Genomic DNA, 23,775 nt, shown 5'->3' with positions numbered 1-23,775 from the left:
AAGGGAAAAACAGGATATGAAACAGGTGTTTAATCGCCTTACAAAGCCGGGTGTTGCTGTTTTAGCCCTTTTGGCCCTTGTTCTTTTTGCCTCTCAGGCTTTTGCCCAGGAAGGAAATGTTTACAGGCAATTCTTGGGGCTAGATTCAAGGCGTCTTGTCTGGTTCCTGGCGCAAATGCATCTTTACTTCGGTGCTTTTGTGCTCGGCGTGCCCATGTTCGCCCTGGTTATCGAAATCGTCGGTTGGCGTTCAAAAGACGATAAATATGACAAACTTGCTTATGAATTTACGTCTCTTTTAAGCGTTGCTTACGCTACGACTGCGGCCCTTGGGGGATTAATGGCCTTTGCGATGGTCACCCTTTATCCAACTTTCTGGGGTTTCATGGCGGGTGTCTTCAAAGACATCATGTTCATGTATGCCTTGTTGTTCTTCTTTGAAACGTTCTTCCTCTATCTCTACTACTACGGATGGAAGGCAATGAAAGGGGGCCGGGAATTCGGCCGCCCGTTGCAGTTGATTTTGAAAGCGCTGGGCGCTGTATCCATCCTGCTTACCATCGCTTTCACTTTTGGCGTCTTTGATCCCGAAGGCGGTATGCGCACGGATACGCGTGTCTTTATCATCGTATTCTACCTTGTACCTGTCGCCGCCTGTTTCTTCATGACAAAAAATCTGAAGACGACGCACATTTCCATCGGCATCATGCTGAATGTTGCAGGCACCATGATCATGATGCTCGCCAACTCAATGGCCGGATTCATGATGAGCCCGGTCGGTGTAAACGCGGCACTCGAAATTACCGGCACCACCTGGCAGGCGTTTGAAAATATTCTGGCCACCCCCATTGCCATCCATCGTATGCTTGGCAATCTGGCCTTCGGCGGTTTGGTCGCAGGCTCATATGCCGCCGTCAAATTTATCGGTTCCAAAACCATTGAAGACAAAGCCCATTACGACTGGATGGGATATGTGTCCAACATGGTTGCTGTGGCGGCCCTGATTCCGCTCCCGTTTGCCGGCTATTATCTTGGCCGCGAGGTCTATTCGACCAGCGCCGTCATGGGTAACAATATGATGGGCGGTGACTTTTCGTGGACATTCATTATTCAGGCGATGCTCGTCGGATCATTGTTCCTGATTTCCAATTATTATCTGTGGAGCGGCATGACCCGCATTCCGGGAGCCGAGCGTTATTATAAATTTATCAAGTTCATCCTGTTTGCGTTGATCCTGTCCTTTGCGATCTGGTTAACCCCCCATAACCTTCCGCTGTCCGCGCTGGAAGTTGGGGAAATGGGCGGAAGCCAGTACCACCCGATGCTGAAATTCCTGGGCCTGATGCCTGCGAAGAACGCCGTCGTCAACCTGATTATTCTGTCGACCTTCTTCAGTTTCCTGCTCTACAGGCGTGGCAACAAGGTTGATCCCGTATCAATCCGCGAACAGGGAAAGACCGCCAAGCTGGTGATTATCGGAGCGGGTATCGCTGCCATTTTGCTGGTCGGTCAATATGCGCTAACGATGATGACGATGGACCCGGCGGCACTAGACCTGCCTGCCGACCGTGCCTATTACATGCGCGTCATGGGCTGGTTGCTGATCTTTGAATGTGCAACGGCGGCCGTGTGTGTGGTGCTGGCGTTAAACGATCACGGCAAATTGGCGCAGGGCATCTACCTTTCGGTAACCGCTTTCAATGTTGCCATTTTCCTAGGCGTCTGGGGCTTTGTCGTTATGGAGAAAGCGTCTCCTGTATTGCGCAACGTCGCGGTATCGCAATTCCTGCAATTGATCAGTTGTTTGATCCTGGTGACCGCCATCGACATGTTCTTGTGGAAAGGTTCAAAAGAAGTGGGAACCCTGAAGTGGGGCAAGATGACCACCCGTTCCCAGTATGCCCTTTTGTTGCTGACCATTGTCATCACCATGAACATGGGGCTGATGGGCTTTATACGATCCGGTCTGCGTGGTGACTGGCACATTTTCGGAATTATGCGTGATACCTCCGACTGGGCAGGTACACCGACCAATTTCGTGATGACCCAGCAGGTCGGCGGCGCTGTGCTGTTATTCCTTGTCGGTTGTGCCTTTATGTTCTGGCTTGGCAATTTGGTCAACAAGGTGAACAGCGAGCCATCCTCCAGTGAAAACGAGGGGGAAGCAGAATGAACAAACCAATCTACAAAGTATTCGGCTTTCTGGTGATTACTATTCTTCTCTACAACTGGATCGGATACGCGATTACTGATCTTTCCGGGGGCGCCAAGGAACCAACAGGGGCTGTAGATATGAGCCCGGAAGGTGGCGAGGCGCTTTATTGGGGTAAGGGCCGTTGTTACACATGTCATAGCCTGGGCGGGCAAGGTAGTGCTGTACGTGGCCCAAATCACGGGCAATTTGGTGAAAAGTTCCCGTTGCCGATGGGCGCACGAGCCGCCGAACGGGCCAAGGAGCGCTCTGAGAAAACCGGAAATGCTTTTACCGCCATTGATTATGTGATCGAGAGTATGGCTGAGCCGGGTGCTTACGTCGTTAGCGGATACAAGAATGAAATGGCTGTCGTTTACGCACCGCCCATTTCCCTCAACCTGAACGAGATCAAAGCCATTGTCGCTTACCTGATGGTTCAGGGCGGTGATCTGGATATGGAAGCGATCAACAGTGCGCCATCTGAAATTTCCACGAAATTCTATTCCAAGATTCAGGCCGCTCAGGCTGCGGGTGGTGGCGATCCCGGCAACGGGGCCGTTGTCTGGGAAGACAATTGCGAAGAATGCCATTCCCTTGAGGGCGAAGCTATGGTTGGGCCAGACCTGTCCACTATTGGCGATAAGGGGATCAAGTTTATTGCCGAGAGCATCTTGAGCCCCGCCAAAAAAATCACACCGGGTTTCGAGACTTACACTGTTGAAACCAAGGACGGCACGAAGATTATCGGTGTGAAATCCGCCGAGGATGCCTCACTGGTCACCATCATAAAGAAAAATGGTGAAGAAGAAGAAATCGCCAAGACGGACATCAAGTCAATGGCCGTTGACGAGAACGCATCAGTTATGCCTGAGGACTTGAACGAAGCGATGACAGTCAAGGATTTCCAGGACCTGCAAGCCTTCATGATTATGCAGAAAGCCAAAAAGAAGGATGGGGAATGATACGATGAAATCTAGACTCAACAGCTTCTGGACGGTCATTCTTTCAGTCGTCGTCATTTACCTGATCGTTAAGTTTGGTATCCCTGCCGTTGCCAGAGAAGTCACCGGATTACCTTTCCCACTGCCGGTGCCGGGTGCGCTGATCTTCATCTATATGGTGTTGACGTTGATCGCCATGTTCTTGCTGGTCACATTTGACGATGGGCCTTTGAACGATTTTCTTCGCCCCATTAAACGCTTCCTGCGGGGTGAATTTACAAAACCGGTTCGGGCTGTCGGTATTGTTCTCGTTTCCGCTGCGGTTGGCTGGTACGTCTATGATAATGTTGTTCCCAAGATTGCAGCCCCCGTTGCCCTGCGCATTCAGCATCCATCTTCCAACTTTCCCAAGAAGATGGAAGATCTGCAAAACCCCATGGCCAATCCGACCGAAGATCAGGTCGCGGCATTCATCGAACAGGCCAAGACCGGTGAAATCCAGTTTATCGAACAGGTCCTGCCCGATTTTGAAATCTGGATGGATGAGACCGGTGAGGAAGATCCGTTACTCGCTATTAATACCCCGGCAATCAAAAAGTTCCGGGAGGCGTTGGAATCCGGAAACGTTGATGCTGAAACGGCACATGCCGCTTTGCTTGAAGTGCGGTTATATGAAGGGCGCGCCCTGTACGCCATGAATTGCAGGCCCTGTCACGGTGACAGCGTGGCCGGTGACGGCCCCATGGCCGATGGTTTTAAATTGCGACCGATTAACTTTACGGACAACGGAACCATCGAAACAATTGTCGAAGGTTATACATTCTGGCGTGTGGAAAATGGCGGCCCCGGATTGCCGCTGGAAGCGACCCCCTGGGATTCAGCGATGCCCGTATGGAAAGTCAGCTTAACCGAAGAAGAGCGTTGGTTGATCATCATGGCGGAATACGATTTGGCGGAAAAAACGCCCCGTATTCCTGAAAAACATTGAGCCGTGGGGACCGATAACATGAACAGGATAACAAACATGACTTTCGGAATCTTCGGCGCAGCCCTGACATTGCTTGTCTTTCTGGCTCCCATTAAGGCGATGGCTGGCACAGTTCCCAGCGGACCAATGCCGGAGGCAACGGAAGAATTTGTCGAAAAAGGCCGCCAAACCTACATCAGGCGGTGCAGTTTCTGTCACGGATTGCTTGGTGATGGTGGTGGACCGGCAGCGGATTATCTGGATCCGCGGCCCCGCGACTTTACCCTCGGTACATACAAATTCCGCACGACAACTTCCGGTGAATTGCCGACCGATAATGATCTGTTCCGCACCGTCAGTCGCGGCCTTCCCGGCACGGCCATGCAGGCATTTGACGGCGATCTGATCAAGAACGGATTGTCCGAAGAAGAACGCTGGGAGGTCATATCTTATATTAAAACTTTTGCCATGGAATTTGATGAGCCCGATCTTGATCCTGTTAAGACCGGTAAAACTGTTTCATTGCCGGCCAATATGCCGCCTTTCAGCCCTGAACTTGTTGCCAGGGGCAAGGAAATTTTTGAGCGGGCCAAGTGCTGGAGTTGTCATGGTAAAACCGGCCGCGGCGATGGCAACAAGGAATTCCGCAAGGATGACTGGGGCTTCCCGATCCGTATTCGCAATGTCACCCATCCATGGAAGATCAAGGGGGGAAGCGAAGTCGAACAAATATTCATGCGCTTTACTTCAGGTATCAACGGCACGCCCATGCCGTCGTTCGTCAAGACATTGCCGGAAGAAGATCGCTGGGCGCTGGCCAATTTCATCAAATCCATGCAACACGATTTGACGAAGCATCAGGTTCTAGAAGCATTTCAAACCACTGGTGAATTACCAGTCGATCCGTCGGATCAGGCCTGGAACAATGCCCAGCCAATGGACATGCGCTTAGCCGGGCAGGTCGTTTCCCCGCCTCGCTGGCAGAACCCCAGCATCGAAATGGCGACGATTCAGGCCATGGTCAATGACACTGAAATTGCCTTCAAGCTGACTTGGGATGATCCTTTTAAGGATATCAAACATGATCCGGCGAAGGAGTTGAACGTCGCCGAAATTCAAAAGGTCGGCACTTATAGTTCTTATGTTGCTGCCAACAATATGATCGCTCGCGACCTGAATACTTTCCGGGACTCAATTGCCCTGCAGTTTCCTGTAAAACCGCCATCGGGAACCAAAAAGCCCCATTTCTTCCGCGGGGATTCATCCAATCAGGTGAATTTGTGGATGTGGAATGCGGACAGCGCAGAGCAGGGTGGAAATGGCGCCGTCGATGCCAATGCCCGGGGCTGGCGTCAAAATCCGAAAATTCAAAAGGAAGACCAGCAGCAAATTGTCTCGAAAGCCAATTGGGATCAGGGACAGTGGACCATGGTCATGAAACGCCCGCGCAAGACAAGCGACAAGAACGATGTTCAATTTGAAGCCGGACAGTTCATCCCCATGTCCCTGAATGCCTGGGATGGATCCAACGGCGAACACGGCATCATCATGAGCCTCTCAACATGGCACTACGTTTTCATCGATGCCGGTATTCCGATGAGTGTCTACATCTTTAGCGCCCTTGGTTTCATCATATCTGGCGTCTTGCTGGTGTGGATGGTGAGAAGAGTTGAGGCGGAACCAGAATCCGAGACGACATGAGGAGAATAGGAACATGAAAACAGTCATTTCAATAATGACAGGACTGGCCCTGGCGGGCCTTTCGGCAGGCGATGCCTTTGCCGATGCCGCTGCTGGCAAGGCCACATTTGAAGCCAACAAGTGTACTGACTGCCATTACACCGATGGTCCGGCCAAGGAAAAAACCATCGATGATGTGCTTGCCAAGAAAGGGCCTGAATTGTGGTACGCGGGATCAAAGTTCAATGCTGATTGGCTCGGTGGCTGGCTAGCCGATCCTCAACCGATACGCCTGATGGCTTATAATTCACTAACCGACAAAAACCCCGGTGATCACCCCAAGCTGGCAGGCGGGGACGCTGCATCGGTTAAGGATTTTCTGATGAGCCTTACCTCGGCGGATATCGAGGCGGGATCAGTCAAGCCTAAGAAAAACCCCAAAGGGAAATTAATCTTCACCAAGAAGATGCCGTGTTCGGGCTGTCATCAGTATCCGGACAAGAAAAAGGGGGTTAAGGGCGGCCTGAGCGGCCCATCCCTGGTTGAAGCCGGGGTGCGCCTGAATCCGGACTGGATACTCGCCTATTTGAAAAACCCGACAGTATTCAAACCTGTCAAAGACATGCCGAATTTCGTCGGCATCCTCAGTGACAAGGACATGAAAAATGTCTCTCGCCATATCGCCAGTTTCAAGCCGAAGAAATAAGGACAACAGACCGATGAAAACCAAAAGCATCATCTTCGCATTGGCTCTTGTCATGACCGCTACGGTTGGGACGGGCAATGCCTTCGCAGAAGACACCGAAAAAGTCTTCCAGTTCTATTGTGCCCAATGCCATGGCGCAGAGGGGGACGGCAAAGGAATTAACGTGACCGAGGATTTCCCGGTCACGCCACGAGCTTTTAACAACGCTACCGAAATGGACAAACTTACTGACGCCGACCTTCGCAATGTTATTCGCGAGGGCGGGCCTATCGCCTCTAAATCAGAAATGATGCCGCCTTGGGGAAAGACACTGAGCGACGCCGACATTGACGGTTTGGTCAAGAAGCTGCGTGATCTGTGTCAGTGCAAGGGAAAACAGGGATAGCAGGATCAGAATACGTAATAAATCAGGATCAGTACGATAAAGACGGCATTGATGGCCATACCAAAGAAGATAAAGCCGTTCGCGAATTTTGATTTTTTATCTGTGTCCATGAAACAAAAACTACGGGTGAACGAAGGCCGGGTCAACACCAAGAAACACAATGTCGCGGATTGCTGAACGGAAATGGATATGAACGAAGAGCCAGAAAACAAATACCCATGGGCAGGCCCGGCATTATTCAGCGTTGTTGCGTGTGGTTGCCTGGCATTTTTTATCTGGTTCCTGTGACAGGGCCGTCTAACCGACGCCTTTGAATAAGAGAGGAAGACCGTGACCAACTCTTTCGTAGCTTTTGTCGTTGCTGCCGTCGCGTTCGGCGTTTTGTTCTTCGCCCTTGATTACGCTCTGATGAGCGCGCAAGGGCTCACTCTGTTCTTTCACGGCTAAACGGGAACATGAAAATGAAGCCGAGAATTCCAAGCAAAATAACCGGAGTGCTGCTGGCGCTTTTGCTGGGCTTGTTCATTGTTCCGATTGTTTCATCCGGACTGGATGCCGGTTTGGCTTTTGCCGCTGAAGAAGTAGCAGCAGACGCCGCTCTTGACGTTTCACCCTATCAGCCAGCCCCGCAAACCACTGAAAAGGATTATCCCAGTTTCTTAGGGTTTAACGGCCGCATTTTTGTCTGGATCGCGGCCCAGTTGCACCTCTGGTTTGCCGCTTTCGTTTTGGCCGTTCCCATATTTGTTTTCATCATCGAAGCCATTGGCATGAAGACCCGGGACAAACGCTACGACAATATGGCTTACGAATTTATCAAGGTCAGCCTGACGGCTTATTCCCTGACCGCTATCGTCGGCGGCCTTTTGACCATGGGATTGCTGGTCTTCTACCCCCATGTCATGGCCTATATGACCTCTATCTTTAAAGAGACGATGATCTATTACGCGCTGATTTTCTTCGCTGAAAGCGCGTGCCTGTATATTTATTATTATGGCTGGCACTGGTTGCAAGGCCCGTTCAGGAAATGGGTGCATCTGACCATCGGGCTTCTGCTCAATGCTGTCGGTACGGTTTTGATGCTGCTGGCTAATTCGTGGCTGACCTTCATGATGAGTCCCGAAGCGGTAGATGCCGCCGGCGTCTTCAACGGACAGGTCTGGGACGCCATGCATAACTTCCTGTGGAACCCGATCAACCTGCACCGCTTTGTCGCCAACATCGCTTACGGCGGTTCGATCATTGGCGCTTACGCGGCATACAAGTTTCTTAGCGCCCGCACGCCTGAAGAAAAGGCCCATTACGACTGGATGGGCTACAACGCCAACTTCGTGGCCATCGCAGGCCTACTGCCGCTGCCCTTCGCCGGATACTATCTGGTGGCGGAAATCTACGCTTACAGTCAGCAAATGGGCATCACCCTGATGGGTGGCATCTTCGCCTGGTTGTTTATCATTCAGGCGGTGCTGATCGGCACCTTGTTCCTGTCGGCCAACTACTATCTCTGGTGTGGTCTGGGGCGCAGTGAAGGTGGCGTGCGTTATTACAAATACATGAAGTATCTGGGTTTCTTCATCGTCGCCGCCTTCCTGGTCTGGTTTACACCGCACACACTGGTGCTAAGCAACGAGGAACTGAAAGCTCTTGGCGGGCCTTATCACAAATACCTGGGGCCGCTTGGCATCATGCCGGCCAAGAACACCGCCGTGAACCTGATGATCCTTTTGACCTATCTGAGCTTCCTTTATTACAGACGGGCCAACAAGATCGCGACGGTCGATTGGATCAAGGCCGGCAACGCCGCCCAAATCGCCTTGTTTACCATGGCATTCGCCAACATCTTCTTTCTTGGCATCTATCACGGCTATTTCACCAACACCGTCTACAAGGTGGCAGCGTCAATCCCGCAGGTGTTGACGACACTGGCTGTTATTGTGATCTCGACGGTGATCGATTCAATGATTTACAAGAACGCCAGGGAGGTGGCGCCGCAGCGCTGGGGCCGCGTGCCACCACGCTCCCAGTACGCCTTGTTCCTGTTGGCCGTATCCTTCACCTGGCTAATGGGCCTGATGGGCTACATCAGATCAGGCATTCGCCAGCACTGGCACGTTGTTGATGTTTTCCGTGACAATTCACCCGACGCCTTCACGCCTTCGCTCGGTTACGCGACGAATGTCATATCGGTGGCAACGATCATGTTCATGGCGATGGTTATCTTCGTCTTCTGGCTTGCCCAAATCAGCGGTCAGAAGACCGATGCTGCCGGGTTCTGGAAGGAATAGAAAGATGAAACAATTCCTTGCAGTTATCGGGTTTTCTCTTTTAACCATTGCCGGTTTCGCCGGGTTTTCCAACTTCGGCATTCCACGCATTGAACCGGCGCCTCCGCCCGTGCAGGAAAAAATTGATCTCGGTGCCATGACCATGGATCAGTTTATTGCACTGGGGGACAGGGTTCTGAACGGCAAGGGCACATGCAAACTGTGCCATAACGAACTGGGACGCGCTCCCATGCTTGAGCAAATCATTCCTAATACTAAAGAACGACTGGCCGATGCCAGGTACGAGGGCGAGGCGAATGATCTGGCCGGATACATAATAGAATCCATGATCAAGCCTTCCGCTTACGTGGTCGCCGGGTTTGGCAAGGCCGGCAGTGGTGACACGATTAGCCCCATGCCTGATGTTTCAGGGGGATCTATCGGTTTGTTAGAGGCCGAGCTTCTGGCTGTTGTCGCCTTCCTTCAGGATTCCGGCGGCGCCGAAGTCACCGTCGAGATCCCAACCGACGCGGGCGACGCGGAAGAAGAAGAGGCGGAAGTTGAAGAGCGCGAGCCTTTGGAAGACCCCATTGAAATTGCCGCCGAATTCGGCTGCGGTACGTGTCACATCATCGGCGAGGATGAAGGCGATCTTGGCCCCGATTTGAGCAAGATAGGGGCGACGCGTGATCGGGAATACCTGCGCCGGGCAATCCTTTATCCCAATGCTGAAATTGCCGAAGGTTTTGAAGAAGACATCATGCCTGATGATCTGGGGGACGTGATGTTCGCCGTCGAAATCGAACGCCTGACCGAATACCTAAGTGGACTGAAATAGGAGGAGAATGCGGTGAAAATACCCCGACTACTGCAAGCCATTCTCGTCCTTGTCGGCGTTTACGGCGGATTCGTTCTGGTCTTTGATGTCATTCTGGAACAGGTCATTCCGTCCAGCCTGCTTAACATGTATATGTTCTTCGTCGTCGCCGGCACTTACATGGTGTTTACCTTCAATGAGGAAAGCACCGAGGAAATCGTCGGCCCGATAAAGGCGCTGGTTGAAGACCCGTCCAAAAAAATGCTTCGTAATGTCGTATTCGTGGTGGTGCCGCTGTTCTTCGGCTGGTTTACCTATCAGCAAATGAAGCCCAGTTTTGAAGCGCCACTGGAATTGCGCACTATTCACCCGGCCCCGCCTGCGGCGGTCAAGGTCTTTGGCAAACGCTACAACCTTCTGACCCTGGAAAACCCGTATCGCAAGTTTGAAAAGGAAGATCCGGAAAAGTTCGCAGAGTTGGTCATGGAAGGTGGCGCCGTCTACATCAAGAACTGCCAATACTGTCATGGCGACAAGCTCGATGGTAAGGGGCCCTATGCGCAGGGGTTGAACCCTGTGCCACTTAATTTCCAGGACATTGGCACCATCGCCCAATTGCAGGAAGCTTATCTGTTCTGGCGTATTTCCACAGGTGGTCCCGGCCTGCCAAAAGAAGCGACGCCCTGGCTGTCGGCCATGCCCGTCTGGGAGGATTTCCTGACAGAAGAAGAGATTTGGAAGGTCATTTTGTTCCTCTATGACTACACCGGCTACGAGCCCAGATCATGGGGGCACGAATGATGACTTTTAAATTATTCAAAGGGCTTGCCTTTGTAGCCTTGATTGCCGGAACCATCACCGGTGGCCCGTCAGTGGCGGCCCCTGGCGATGTTGAAAATGGCGAAAAGATTTACATGAAGCGTTGTGTCTGGTGCCACGGCGAAGAAGGCGAGGGCGACGGACCTGCCGGGGATTTGCTGGTGCCGCCACCGCGTGACTTCACCGGTGGTCTTTACAAGATCATCACGACCCCCTTCGACGAGGACTTCCCCAACGACGCCGATCTCTTCCGCATGATCTCCGACGGTATGCCGGGAACCGACATGCCGGGGTGGAAGGATATCCTGAAGGATGAGCAGGACCGCTGGGATTTGGTCGCCTATATCAAGGCCTTCGCTGAACTGGAAGAAGAGCCCGGTGTGAGCGTCGACTACGGCACCCAGGTGGCGACGTCGGAAGCCAGCATCGCCAAGGGAAAGGAATTGTTCCATGAAGGCGATCGCTGCTCAGAATGCCATGGCCAGGACGGTAAGGGCGATGGCATCAAGAAGTTGAAAGGCGATAACGGCGAGCGCACGTGGCCGCGCAACCTGACCAAGCCATGGACTTTCCGGGGTTCTAACGATCCTAAGGACATTTTCACCCGTGTCTCGACCGGGATTCCCGGCACCCAGATGCCGTCCTTCGCCAACCCCAAGAGCAAGGTTAAACTTTCTGTCGAGGACCGCTGGAATGTCGCCAACTATGTCCAGTCGCTGGCCAAGACCGACAAGGTCGTGGCGGCTGAAAACACCGTGGTCAAGGCCAACCGTATCGAAGGTGATGTGCCGTCCGATCCAAACGATCCGGCCTGGGACACGGCGGAACTGACCACTTTCATGATGGTGCCGCAAATTTTTGAAAAAGAACGGGTGTTCACCTATTCCAATGACACCATCACGCTCAGCGCTTTTTATAACGAAACGGAACTGGCGATGATGCTGGAGTGGGATGATCGCACCAGAAGTATTCCGGGCGATCCCGACATCGACAAGATCGCCGATAAGGTACCCTTTGAAGACATGATTTCCGTGCAATTGCCGGTGACCATACCGGAAGGCACGCAGAAACCGTACTTCATCAATGGTGACACAAATAACCCGGTCAATTTACTGACCTGGCGCAGCGGTACTTCCGAAACACCCCAATCAGTCAGTGCCGCAAATGCTACCGGTTCTGAAAATATCGAAGAAAGAGATGCCGCCAACATCGGCCTGGTGGCCAGCAGCGCCTACAAGGATGGAACATGGCGGGTGGTTATGAAACGACCGTTGAGCACTTCCAACGCCGAAAGCGACTTGCAACTTGTTGAAGGGCGCTTCATTCCCATCGCCTTTGCAAACTGGGATGGCTCCAACTCTGAGACCGGAACCAAGCATACGCGCACCACGTGGTATTGGTTGCTGCTTAAACCTGCGGATAGCGCCAAACCATACATATTGGCGTTAATCGTCGCCGGTATAATTTTTGGTGGCTTGGTCTGGTGGGCCAAAAGTGCTGCAAAGGATCAAGAGGTCTAAGCCATGGCAACAAACCCAAAAGGCGTCGTAACAAAAATATTTGGAGTTATCCTGATCATTCTCGGTTCCCTCGACATGATGTTGTCGTGGCGCGGATCAATGGAAGTTAATCCGTTTCATGCGGGAATTTTTATGACTGGAATAGTGTTGTTTGCGCTCGGCGCCGCCATGGGTGCGTCTCGCCGCCAATCTGATGGAGGAAAAAAAGTATGAGAAAATCAAATTTCTTGATGGTTCTGCTGGCGGCCTTCGTGCTCGCAGCAACCCCGGCGCGGGCCGACATTCAGTTGCCGGAAGAAGATCAGATTGTCGCAAATTATGAAGCCATGCAGGAATTCCGGGCTTTTTATGATGAAGTGGAAGCGGCGCTTAAGGCCGAAGACATTGACCGCATCATGGCGCTTTACGCGGATGATTACCTGCACCAGGGCATCACCAAGCGGCAGCTGCGCTTCATGTGGCTTGAAATCTTTAATGCCTACGATGATCTTTATTCCATTCACGCCTTTTCAAACATCCATGTCACCGGTGGCGACGCCATTCTCAATTGCACAGGCGCTTTGATGGGGATTGAGAAAAAGGGTGGCGATTTTCTGGCTGTTGATCGCTGGATCATGCTCAACCACTGGCTGACGAGAATTGATGGACAATGGAAGATGGTTGGTGGCGCCTCTCACATGGGGGCGACATTGAAAGAAGCCAAAGACGACAGTCACCCGCTGTTCTAGTAAAAAAAGGAAACCCACATGACGCCACAAAACCAGTCCCAAAAAGTTGCTTCAGATGAAGTTGAAGTTACAGGTGGTGCCGCCAAGCTGGGCCGTGTTCTGGTCGCCCTGGATGCATCGGAATACTCTGACCGGGCGCTTGAAGAATCCGTACGTCTTGCCAAATCTGCCGATGGTGAAATTACCGGAATCCATGCTTACGCCGCCATGTTGCACGACCGGCGCTTCAAGCAGATGGAAGGCGGATTGCCGGAACGTTATCTGGAAGAAGAGGAAATGATGTATCAGCGCGATGTTCATGACAGCCTGATCACGCGCGGCCTGAACATCATATCCGACAGCTACCATGACGTCGCGGCAGAGGCTTGCGAAAAAGCTGAATTGCCATTTCATCGTCTAAGCCCCGAAGGCAAGAACTACGCTCGTATTGTCGAGGCCGCCAGCAGTGGAAATTACGATGTGCTGACTCTGGGGGCGCTTGGCCTGGGCGCTGTACCGGGCAGCCTGATCGGCACTGTTTGTGAAAGGGTGGTAAGACGCAGCCCCATCGACACATTGGTCATAAAGGATTCCAACCGTTCGATTGGCGATGGCCCGATTGTCGTCGGTATTGATGGATCGGAACTTTCCAATGGTGCCTTGATGACGGCACTGGATATCGGTCGGCGTCTTGGGGTCGAAGTTCACGCCGTCGCCGCTTATGACCCTTATTATCACTATGTCGCCTTTAACAAGATTGCCGGTGTTCTTAGCGACGAAGCCGGAAAGGTCTTCCGTTTCAAGGAACAGGAACAGCTGCATGAAGAACTGATCGATGACGGTATCGCCAAGATCTATCAGTCGCACCTTGAAATTGCTCAACGAACCGCCGCCGATGAAGGCGTCGAACTGACGACCAAGCTGCTTGACGGCAAAGTTTTCAAAGCGATCCTGGATTATTTGATCGACGTAAACGCAAGCCTTTTGGTTATCGGCAAGACCGGTGTTCATGTCGATGATGATCTGGATATTGGCGGCAATGCTGAAAATTTGCTTCGCACCGCTCCTTGCCATGTCTGGCTTGGCCAGACCTCGCACCGGCCACCCTTTGAGGTCATTGCAGAGGAAACGATTTCATGGAGTAACGAGGCCGAGGACTTGTTAGGCCGGGCCCCTGAATTCGCCCGTGGAATGGCGCGCAAGGCGGTCATCCGCCACGCCCAGGAACATGGTCACACCTTTATTACCCGGGACATCGTCGATGTTGTTAGCCAACAGTTGATGCCTAAAGGTTGTCCGGCACACCGGGCCAAGGAAACCGGAGAGGAGGCCTTGAAATGGGCCCCTGAGGCCATGGCGCTGGTCGATGCAACCGGGGATAACGATATTGCCGCCGGGATTATGCTTAGGGCAGAAAAGAAAGCCCGGCGTGAAGGTGCGTCTGAAATCGGTGTCGAACATGTTCAGGCGTTCCTGGACAAGACGGCCGCAAAAACAGACGAGTTCACCTGGGCGGCAGCTTCATTGGCGCGTATTTCACGGGTTCCCGACGGTATGCGTGAAAAGACCAAGGCCCGTATCGAGGAAGTGGCACGGGCGCGTGGGGCGAGCGACATTACCCTTGAAATCGTCGAGGCCGGGCTTGAGGAAGCCCGCAAGGCCATGCACCAGGCAATGTTGGATGGCGGCCACACAAAAACAGCGGACGCGGAGGACTAGCCCGTTGGTGGTTTCCGACCCCAAGGAACCTTTTCTGGTCGCCCTTAATCTGACCCAGCGGTGCAATCTTGAGTGCGCCCATTGCTATCTTGATGCCGGGACCCGTCAAAACGGCGATGGCTCAGAATTGAACACGGATGAAGTAAAATTCGTGATCGATAACATCGCCGCCATGAGTGATGAAACCATGATCGTTCTGACCGGTGGCGAACCGATGATGCGTCGAGACCTTGGTGAATTGGCGACTCATGCCAGCGATCATGGTTTGATGGTTGTCGTCGGTTCCAATGGCACCATGCTAAATGACGCACGGGCCAAGGCCCTGAAGGAAGCCGGTGTGCAGGGTATTGGCATCAGCATCGATTCCCTTGATCCGGCTTATCATGACGACTTTCGCGGCCAGCCCGGAGCATGGGAAAAAGCCATGGCCGGTATTGATGCCTGTCGCAACAATGATCTGCGGTTTCAAATTCATTTTTCAGTAACCAACGACAATGCCGATGAGCTGGATGACATGATCGCCTTTGCACGGGAATCCGGGGCCTTCGTTTTCAACGTTTTTTTCCTGGTCTGCACCGGGCGCGGCGAGAAGGTCACCAACATATCGCTTGAGACTTATGAAAGGGTATTGGCCCAGGTCACCGAAGCGGCGCGTGATGAAACCGGTATGATCGTACGCGCCAAGTGCGCACCGCATTTCAAACGCATGGCCCTTGAGCTTGACCCATCCTGGCCAGTAACGACGGCACACGGATACGAAGCCGGCGGCTGCCTGGCCGGTACCCGTTATGCCAGAGTCACCCCAACGGGCGAGGTGACACCCTGTCCCTACATGGAAAATTCTGTCGGTAATGTACGCGAAACTTCATTCTCAGAGCTGTGGCGAGATGCTCCGGTATTTCAGCAGCTTCGCAGCCCCACCCTACAAGGACGTTGCGGGGCTTGCGAATACAGTAAATTGTGTGGTGGTTGCCGGGCCCGCCCTCTGGCCCGCGACGGCAACATGATGGGCGAGGACTTCCTGTGCGGGTACGAGCCTCAGGGTGGCGCTATTATCGAGCCTCTTGGGGTAGAAGAAAGCACCATGACATGGACGCCGGGCGCGGAAGAATGGTTGGGGAGAATTCCTTCGTTCGTGCGTCGTTTCGTGCGGGTGAGGGCGGAAAGCTTCGTGCGCGATCAGGGCGGAAATGAAGTGACGGCAGAGGTCATGGGTGCATTGGCCCGAAAAAAATTCAAAGGCCGTGGAAAGCCGCCATCCTTTGCATCCGACAGCCCCGCAGGGTCACTTTTAAAGCGACTGGGGGTCAAGCAATGACTTTCGATGTTGCCATTATCGGCGGCGGTGTTTCCGGCCTGAGCGCCGCATACGCGTTGACCGCTCAGGGTTATAAAGTCGTTGTGCTGGAACGCCAGATCAGGCCCGGCGGCAACGCACAGTCAGAAAAGTTCGGTGGTTTTCTGATGGAACACGGGCCCAGTTCGGTCAATGCCCAGGCCATGGAGGCGGTCGGGTTATCTCGCGATCTTGGCCTTGAAAGCTTGCGCACAGAACTGGATACGCAAGTTAAATCACGATACCTGGTCGGTGGCGGACGCTTACAGGGGATTTCGACCCATCCCCTGGGGTTCCTCATGTCGGGATATCTGTCACCGCTTGCACGGTTACGCCTGATGTCTGAAATGATCATTCCCAGGCGCAAATCAGACGGGGAGGAAACGATTGCCGAATTCTGGGGTCGCCGCTTTGGCCGTGAATTCACTGACAAGGTTATTGATCCGTTGGTTGCCGGGCTCTATGCGGGAAAGGCTGAAAACCTTTCAGTTAACGCCGTGTTCCCAACCATCGTTGAAATGGAGCGTCAATATGGCTCAATTTCCAGGGCCGTTCTTAGCAAGCGATTCAGAAACGGAAGAATGCCAGGTCGCAGGCTGTTTTCCTGGACAGACGGCATCGGCACATTGCCAACAGCATTGGCAAACCAGCTTGGAAGTACGATCCGGACCGGTGTTGTGGTCACTTCTTTGACGCGCATCGCTAAAGGTTTCAAAATTTCCACGGCTAAATCCGGCGCCGTGTCGGCCCGTGCCGTCATTATCGCCACGCAACCACATGTCTCTGCGTCATTGTTGGAAGCAATGGATGCATCGGCGGCACAGGCGATTTCTGAAATTGCTGCACCGCCCATTGCCGTTGCCTTCCTGGGCTACAGGCGCAATCAGGTCGACCACCCGCTTGACGGTCTGGGCTTTCTTGCCCCGGCAGGTGAAAAACGCCCCTTGAGTGGTGCCTTGTTCCCTTCAAGCATGTTCACAAATCGCGCCCCCGTCGGGCATGTAGCGCTTTCTGGTTATGTTGGTGGGGCGCGGGCTCCCGATATGGCTTTAATGAGTACGCAGGATATAACGGCGCTGGCCCGGGAAGAATTTGGCGATCTGCTGGGGGCAACAGGCGAGCCTGTCGTGTCGCGGGTTCGCCAATGGTCGCAGGGCCTGCCGCAATTGACAACCGGCCATGGGCGACGCTTGAAACGCATCCATGAAGCCGAACAACGCCATCCCGGCCTGTTTGTGACGGGCAATTATTTCACCGGACCGGCTATCGCGACCTGTGTAAAACAGTCCATTGAAACCTGTGCCAGAATCGATGGATTTTTGGCTGGTAAGAAATATCCAGAAGACACTGACGGGTCTTCTGATGCCGAAGCAGCTATTGCATCCTGAAATCATTTGCTTATTACGTGGCCGTGTTCCCATAATCCCGAACAATGAAGAAAACGTACCTTATCCTGTTCTCCTTTCTGTTGGTTATAGCAACGTCTGACGCGGCATATGGCGCTGATGATGACGACAAGCTTGCCCGTTATGGTCAGTACGGGGGCCCGTTCAGCCTTGTCGATCATACGGGTCGAACTGTCACTGACCGGGATTTTCTGGGTAAGTATCTGTTGCTGTTTTTCGGCTACACCTATTGCCCGGACGTTTGCCCGACAACCATGCAGGTTATTGGCGACGCGCTGGATTTATTGGGCGAGGAAGGCCGGTCAATTCAACCGGTCTTCATAAGCGTCGACCCGGAGCGTGATACGGTTCAGGAACTGGCTGGGTATGTCAGCAACTTCCATCCCCGCATGGTCGGACTAACGGGCGAAAAGGATAAGATTATCAGTCTTGCCGACGATTACGGTGCGACTTTTTTCAAAGTATTCCTGCCCCCTTCCATTGGCAACTCGGATGACCAGGCTGAAGAGCCGGAAAAAAACCAGTACCTGATCAATCACTCCGCGGCAACATATCTGATGGGGCCCGATGGCCGGTTTATAAGCTATTTCCCGTTTGGGGTCGGTAGCGAAGACATAGCCCGGAAAATTCACAAAATACTTGATAAATAACCGCCCTCAGCGCGGTGTCGCTCGAAAATAGCGGATCAGGAAGGAGCCTGACCGGCCCAGGTAGTAACCGCTGACCAGACCTGTCATGGCGAGTATCTGGGCAATGAAGTCCGGATCGACCCGTAAATCAGGGGAGACATAAAGCTGCCGACCGAAATACAGGCGGGCGCCAATAAAAAGCAGTATCAGGGAAAGTGTCACCCAGGTCCCGGGCAGTTCAATGGTCCCGGCACTCCTGTCAATGTGGATTGATGTTTTTTCAGACATTCGCCAACTAACCCCGCAGGCCAGTATTGTCGTCGCGACCCATGCCAAAAAGCCCCATATTTCAACGGCGTAAGTAAGGAACATCTGGTTCGCCGAGATGGCCAGAAAGACACTCGGCAAAATATAGAGCTGCCGGTAGCGAATGGTTCTGGGTCTTACGGCCCGCACCCCGATCCAGAGAAGAAAGGCGACCAGAATAATGGCCATCAACGGCCTGTGAGTAAGGGCATCAAGCATTTAGGAAGAATAGCCTTGGTTAACGCATTTCTCTATGCGCTTGTTTGTCAGGATGCTCGATAGGGATGGAATGAATAGAATAAGCGGAAATCTCAGAAAGTCGCCCATTGAATTTGGAGATAGCCGTGACTTGAATTATCACATTTTGCCCCGTTCCAATTTAGCATTCCATCGTCAATTTTAACTAACGCCAATGTCTCCTATTGGCTAATAACGGACTTAATTTCCACCACCCGATAATGTCCGTTTTTCTACGGAAAGCAGAAGTCAAAAAAGCAAAATCAGATTTCTCGAGATTAATGTCCACTTTGAGGGGGTATAGCAGACGTAAATTTGGTGTGCTGATTACTTCTGCTTCTGACCAAAAGTCGACATCAAGAATCTTTCCTGAACGATTGCCATCCTTTTAACTTGTTCTAGAATAGTGCTCAATAAAACCGCCCTTCGGTTAGATGGCAGTACAATGAACAAATTGCCGAGCAAACGTGAGCAAGATAGCGTGGCCTCCCTGGTGCATCAGACAGGCCCATCCAAAAGTACGGTCAGTTGGCTAAAAGGTTCCACCTTGGATGTTTCCCTAAGTCCAGGCAGAATCGTCCGTGTGGGTGAACCACCTCAAGGTGAAACGCGAGACGGTACCATCGCGCGCCTGCACGGTATCGAAGGCAGTTATGAAATTGAAGCACTTGAGGAGGGGATCGTTCGGGTAAACAAGAAGCCCGTCACCAGCCAAATGCTCAAGCATGGGGACATGATCGAATTCGGTGACGCTGGGCCGCTGTCCCGCTTTCGGCTCTATCAAAGAGACAAGCCGCCCAAGAAATCGATCAGCGACATACTAAGCGACGGATTAGCCTATCTGCGCACAAGTCGCCGACCCCTAATTCAACGGCTCTTGATTGCATTTGGCGGCTTGGTGAGGCGTCTGATGAGTGAGACCACCCTGCTTTTTCGCCTGGGCGTCATTGTCGCAATTTCCGGGCTTGTTATTGTCACTTACCAACAAAGCCGCCTGAACGTTCTGCTGCAACAACGTTTGGAACAGAGTGCATCCCGGCTTGATAACGTCTCTCGTGCCTTGGCCCGGGCCCGCAGCGAAGCGTTAACGCCCAACGATTTGAATGACCTCCGAAAAGACATCAAAAATCGCATAAGCTCCCATGCCGATCGCTTAAAAACCTTGGAACGTCGTTCGGAGTCCAGCGCCCGCGTGGTCACGGAATCACTATCTGCAATTGTTTTTCTGCAAGGCGCTTATGGCTTTCGGGAGACATCCAGTGGACGAATACTCCGCCATGTCGTCAATGAGGAAGGCCAGCTTTTAGTCTCACCTCAGGGGAAACCGCTGGTAAGGCTTGAAGGTAATGGGCCTGTCATAGAACGAAAGTTTACTGGAACCGGCTTCGTCGTCAGTAAAAAGGGGGTGCTTATTACGAACCGGCACGTGGCTTTGCCATGGGAGAACGATGCCGGTACCGAGACACTTGCAAATCAGGGGCTGAAGCCAGAGATGATGAAATTTATCTTTTACGTGTCCGGATCTCCTGTTGCGGGAAATGTTGAACTTGTTCAGGCCAGTGAGAACGCGGACCTGGCGGTCCTGCGCTTCATAAATGGGGACGGACCGGAAAAATTCCTGCCACTGGCTACCGACCCACCTATACCCGGTGACGAAATATTGGTTATGGGATATCCCACCGGCCTACGACTGATGTTGGCCCAATCAGGCGAATCCTTTATCGAGGAGCTTCAAAAATCAGGTGATATGGGATTCTGGAGCGTGGCCGCAAAGCTTGCCGAGAAAAGCCTAATTGTACCCCTTGTCAGTCGGGGAATTGTTGGCAAGGCGTCGGAAACGGCAATCGTCTATGATGCCGAAACCACAAGCGGCGGCAGCGGGGGACCGGTGCTTGACACCGATGGAGCGGTGGTTGCCGTTAATGCCGCCATCATACCTGAATACGGGGGAGCAAACATGGGTGTGCCGGCCTCAAAAGTTCGGAAGTTACTGAGAGAATTAAAACTTCTTCCAGACAGCCCGGGCAATTAGTACGGGGCTATTCATTTCGATGCCTTTTCTCGCTCTGATATGATCTCAATTTCCACCACCTGATTATGTCCGCTTTTCTACGGTAAGCAGAAGTAAAATCGGAAAATCCAGTTTCCGGAATTTAATGTCGCTTTGAGGGGGTAGAGCAGACATTATTGTGGGGTGTTATTAATTTCTGTTTTTGACCCATAGCGGGCATCAGAGTTCATCAAAAGCATCTCATGGAATCTCAATCCAGAATTTGCTTCCCTTGCCTTCTTTACTTTCAAAACCGATCTGCCCACCCATAAGCTCCATTAAGTGCTTTGAGATAGTCAGGCCGATGCCAGTTCCCTTGATATTGGAGTCGTCATAACCCAAACGATTGAACGCTTCAAACAGATGTGACTGTGAAGACAAAGGGATACCCAAACCGGTGTCTTCGATCATAATCCTGTTCATTCCATTGGCTAACCCTTCGCAGCTTAGAAAAACCTTGCCACCTTCGTTATTATATTTGATCGCATTGGTGAAAAGATTTAGCAGAACCTGCTTCAATCTGGTCCTGTCGGCCAATAACACGACATTTTCGTGACCATCGCACAGGTCAACGAATTCAATACGCCGGGCGCTCATCATTCCGCTGAGAAACGGGATTATCTCACCAATAATTTCTTTCGGTGTGACTTCTTCATTATGCAATTCTGTCGTTTGGTTTTCCAGCTTTGCAAGGTCGAGGATATCATTGACGAGTTGGAGTAAGTGTACGCCGGAACTATTAATATCTTTAGCGTATTCCATATACTTTTCGTTGAGGGGGCCGAATATTCCCTCCTTCATCGTGTCTGAAAAACCAATAACCGCGTTCAGGGGCGTACGCAACTCGTGGCTCATGTTGGCGAGGAATTCGGACTTGGCCCGGTTGGCGGCTTCAGCCTCTTCCTTGGCACTGAGGAGTTCATTATCGACAATCTTACGCTCGGTAATATCGAGAACGGTTCCCGACATCAATTGGTTGTCCGGATCACCCCCACTGCTGGTTTCACCGATTATATGAATGATGCGTTCTTCGCCATTTGGTCGAATAATGCGACATTCTGTATCGAGGGTTTCTTCTGTTTTAAAGGCATCCATCATTTCCGAAATCACCCTGACGCGATCATCCGGATGAAGGGATTTCTTAAAATTTTCAAGGGACGGTTCAATCTCACCGGGCTCGAAACCGAATATGCGATAGCGTTGGTCGGACCAGAAAGCTTCCCCCGTATTAATATTTATTTTCCAACTTCCAAAGTTGGCAATCCTTTGGGCTTCAGTTAGATTTGCCTCACTTTCGGATAAGTCTGCGGTGCGTTCCTTAACCAGTAGTTCTAGTCCGTCATGCATAATTTTCAGTTCGTTCTCTGCATAACGACGCTGGGCAAGACTTCTCTGTAAAGTCCAAATCCAAACAAATATACCGACAACAACGCCGACGATGAGGATCAAAATAAAATTTTTATTAAACTGCACACGACTTTCACGTTCGCGCATTTCAGGGTCAAAAATTAATTTTTTGGCGTCGAAATTTCCCTTTATTAAGCCACTGTCTTTTAGAGCGGCATGCATGCGACGCCAGCGTTCCGGATTGGTGTGACCAAGTTCTACAATTGGGAAAAGTGTCAACTCCGTTACAGGCTCAATCTGGAAACGGTTGAATCCCTTCTTGTCTTTTAGCAGTATTTTGCGCTTGAACTCTTGTGAAATACGGTCGGCGATCTCTTCCCCATGCGTTAGGGCATATGACCAACCATTTAGACTGGCGGAGACAAATTTTTCTACCACTTGAGGATTATTCTCGACAAAATTTTGATTTGAAAAAATCGCGCTGCCGTAAAAATCGACCCCATAGGTTGAAGCACGTAGGCGAATTAATTCCAGTCCCAGTTCTTTTGCCAACCAGCCCGCCGAAATAGTATAACCCGAGGCGACATCGATATTTCCCTTTGCAAGATCAAGAAGCCCATACTTTTCTTTAAAACGGGTTGTTTTGACCAAGGTAGGATCGATGTTTTCTGCCCGCAACATTGCTCGTAATTCAACGTTTGCAATCCCATCGGGGCCAAGAGTTCCAATACGGAGCTTAGTTAGGTCAGCGGGGCTATTAAGTTTTGTCCCTGCTTTGGCGTAAAAGGCAACTGGGCTCTGCTGATATATGGATGACACCACGACGAGTGGAGCTCCATTGTCCCAGGCTTGTAAGATATCAACGCCGCCGACGCTAAAATCGGCACGACCTTGGGCGACCTCCCGCGTGGCTTTATGAAACTTTCCATCGGGCTCGAATGCGGACACAATATTAACGTCCAGACCGGCCTTTTTATAATAACCCTGCCACTTGGCCGCGTAGTAACCGGCGAACCCAAACTGGTGATCCCAGCGCAGTTGCAAGGTGACTTTTTCCAATGCAGCCGCCGGAGCAGGCGAGAACACAACGACCAATGTTAAAACGGCAACGATGATTGCCAGTTTGCCAAAAGTCCTCCGAGCTATGTTGCCCCCAGACATGTTCATTTTTAAAAACCAAATTTAAATAAAATATAAGACCCTTTGGAACACATGGTTATGGTTGAGTTTATTTCAAGATTTTCTTGATGTCTCTTATTGGCTAAAAGCAGAAGTTCCAGCCACCCTCAGATTATGCCCAATTTCAGGGCGTAAAGCAGACATGATCAAAGTAAATTTAGCACGCTTATCGCTTCTCCGTCTGCCAAAAACAGAGAGCAAAGTGAGATGAAGTTTGGCACTTGGCCCTAAAATGGACCCCAAATAACAAAACCAGAAATGACGAAATCCCCAGGTTTCCCTAGGGGTTTCGATGGTGGGCACGCACCAAGCCGCTTTGCGGCAGGCATTCATTTGATAACGCCCAAGCTGATCCACCAAAAAAACCCCAGGCTTTAGGCCTGGGGTTTTTATGGTGGGCACGCACCAAGCCGCTTTGCGGTTGGCATTTTTTGATAACGTCGTGCTGATCCAACATAAAAACCCCAGGCTTTAGGCCTGGGGTTTTTATGGTGGGCACGACTGGGATTGAACCAGTGACCCCTGCAATGTCAATGCAGTGCTCTCCCGCTGAGCTACGCGCCCTT

The 23,775-nt window shown here is 51.8% G+C and carries 19 protein-coding genes and 1 tRNA gene; 17 read left to right on the top strand and 3 right to left on the bottom strand.

All coding sequences use genetic code 11. The features are described 5' to 3' along the window. The first annotated feature begins 25 nt into the window (after positions 1–25). From HOL66_12835 to HOL66_12760, 16 genes are all read left to right on the top strand, one after another. Positions 26–2,173 (top strand): hypothetical protein, encoded by a 2,148-nt coding sequence (locus HOL66_12835; GenBank protein ID MBT5245117.1) that lies wholly within the window; start codon positions 26–28, stop codon positions 2,171–2,173. Next, the gene (locus HOL66_12830) at positions 2,170–3,156 is read left to right on the top strand and encodes a c-type cytochrome (GenBank protein MBT5245116.1); all 987 of its coding nucleotides are present in this window, start codon (positions 2,170–2,172) and stop codon (positions 3,154–3,156) included. The genes HOL66_12835 and HOL66_12830 overlap by 4 nt, the downstream gene beginning before the upstream one ends. Positions 3,157–3,160: 4 nt before the next feature. After that, positions 3,161–4,123 carry a cytochrome c gene (locus tag HOL66_12825; protein MBT5245115.1) on the top strand — a complete coding sequence of 321 codons (963 nt, stop codon included), beginning with the start codon at positions 3,161–3,163 and terminating at the stop codon, positions 4,121–4,123. A 36-nt stretch (positions 4,124–4,159) separates the two neighbouring features. Next, positions 4,160–5,803: a c-type cytochrome gene (locus tag HOL66_12820; protein ID MBT5245114.1), complete on the top strand. Its 1,644-nt coding sequence runs from the start codon at positions 4,160–4,162 to the stop codon at positions 5,801–5,803. A gap of 13 nt (positions 5,804–5,816) precedes the next feature. Then, positions 5,817–6,488, top strand: coding sequence for a cytochrome c (locus HOL66_12815; protein MBT5245113.1), 672 nt, complete (start codon positions 5,817–5,819; stop codon positions 6,486–6,488). 13 nt (positions 6,489–6,501) lie between these two features. Beyond that, the gene (locus tag HOL66_12810; protein MBT5245112.1) at positions 6,502–6,873 is read left to right on the top strand and encodes a cytochrome c; all 372 of its coding nucleotides are present in this window, start codon (positions 6,502–6,504) and stop codon (positions 6,871–6,873) included. 461 nt (positions 6,874–7,334) lie between these two features. Beyond that, positions 7,335–9,158, top strand: a complete 1,824-nt coding sequence (locus HOL66_12805) for a hypothetical protein (protein ID MBT5245111.1) — start codon at positions 7,335–7,337, stop codon at positions 9,156–9,158. A gap of 4 nt (positions 9,159–9,162) precedes the next feature. Further along, the gene (locus HOL66_12800; GenBank protein MBT5245110.1) at positions 9,163–9,975 is read left to right on the top strand and encodes a hypothetical protein; all 813 of its coding nucleotides are present in this window, start codon (positions 9,163–9,165) and stop codon (positions 9,973–9,975) included. A gap of 12 nt (positions 9,976–9,987) precedes the next feature. Then, positions 9,988–10,755: a cytochrome c gene (locus tag HOL66_12795; GenBank protein MBT5245109.1), complete on the top strand. Its 768-nt coding sequence runs from the start codon at positions 9,988–9,990 to the stop codon at positions 10,753–10,755. Next, positions 10,752–12,293, top strand: a complete 1,542-nt coding sequence (locus tag HOL66_12790; GenBank protein MBT5245108.1) for a c-type cytochrome — start codon at positions 10,752–10,754, stop codon at positions 12,291–12,293. The genes HOL66_12795 and HOL66_12790 overlap by 4 nt, the downstream gene beginning before the upstream one ends. 3 nt (positions 12,294–12,296) lie before the next feature. Continuing rightward, positions 12,297–12,506: a hypothetical protein gene (locus tag HOL66_12785; GenBank protein MBT5245107.1), complete on the top strand. Its 210-nt coding sequence runs from the start codon at positions 12,297–12,299 to the stop codon at positions 12,504–12,506. Further along, positions 12,503–13,021, top strand: a complete 519-nt coding sequence (locus tag HOL66_12780; GenBank protein MBT5245106.1) for a nuclear transport factor 2 family protein — start codon at positions 12,503–12,505, stop codon at positions 13,019–13,021. Before HOL66_12785 ends, HOL66_12780 begins: the two co-directional genes overlap by 4 nt. A gap of 18 nt (positions 13,022–13,039) precedes the next feature. Beyond that, the gene (locus HOL66_12775) at positions 13,040–14,719 is read left to right on the top strand and encodes a universal stress protein (GenBank protein ID MBT5245105.1); all 1,680 of its coding nucleotides are present in this window, start codon (positions 13,040–13,042) and stop codon (positions 14,717–14,719) included. Between the two features lie 4 nt (positions 14,720–14,723). Continuing rightward, complete coding sequence (locus HOL66_12770) at positions 14,724–16,037, top strand: radical SAM protein (GenBank protein MBT5245104.1); 1,314 nt, start codon at positions 14,724–14,726, stop codon at positions 16,035–16,037. Next, the gene (hemG, locus tag HOL66_12765) at positions 16,034–17,443 is read left to right on the top strand and encodes a protoporphyrinogen oxidase (protein MBT5245103.1); all 1,410 of its coding nucleotides are present in this window, start codon (positions 16,034–16,036) and stop codon (positions 17,441–17,443) included. The genes HOL66_12770 and hemG overlap by 4 nt, the downstream gene beginning before the upstream one ends. Before the next feature lie 44 nt (positions 17,444–17,487). Then, positions 17,488–18,111, top strand: coding sequence for an SCO family protein (locus HOL66_12760; GenBank protein ID MBT5245102.1), 624 nt, complete (start codon positions 17,488–17,490; stop codon positions 18,109–18,111). Positions 18,112–18,117: 6 nt separating this feature from the next. Here the strand turns inward: HOL66_12760 and HOL66_12755 are convergent, their stop codons facing one another. Beyond that, positions 18,118–18,615, bottom strand: coding sequence for a hypothetical protein (locus HOL66_12755; protein ID MBT5245101.1), 498 nt, complete (start codon positions 18,613–18,615; stop codon positions 18,118–18,120). Positions 18,616–19,078: 463 nt separating this feature from the next. Here HOL66_12755 and HOL66_12750 point away from each other — a divergent pair, with 463 nt between their 5' ends. Next, positions 19,079–20,665 (top strand): trypsin-like peptidase domain-containing protein, encoded by a 1,587-nt coding sequence (locus tag HOL66_12750; protein MBT5245100.1) that lies wholly within the window; start codon positions 19,079–19,081, stop codon positions 20,663–20,665. 219 nt (positions 20,666–20,884) lie between these two features. Here the strand turns inward: HOL66_12750 and HOL66_12745 are convergent, their stop codons facing one another. Together HOL66_12745 and HOL66_12740 are read right to left on the bottom strand one after the other, a co-directional pair. Then, a complete protein-coding gene (locus HOL66_12745; protein ID MBT5245099.1) occupies positions 20,885–23,197 on the bottom strand; it encodes an ABC transporter substrate-binding protein in 2,313 nt (770 codons plus the stop codon). Positions 23,198–23,698: 501 nt separating this feature from the next. After that, positions 23,699–23,773 (bottom strand) — tRNA-Val (locus HOL66_12740). Positions 23,774–23,775: the final 2 nt, after the last annotated feature.

Source organism: Rhodospirillaceae bacterium (assembly GCA_018662005.1).
Taxonomy (GTDB): Bacteria; Pseudomonadota; Alphaproteobacteria; order Rhodospirillales; family JABHCV01; genus JACNJU01.
This window is presented reverse-complemented; position numbering and strand designations above follow the sequence as displayed.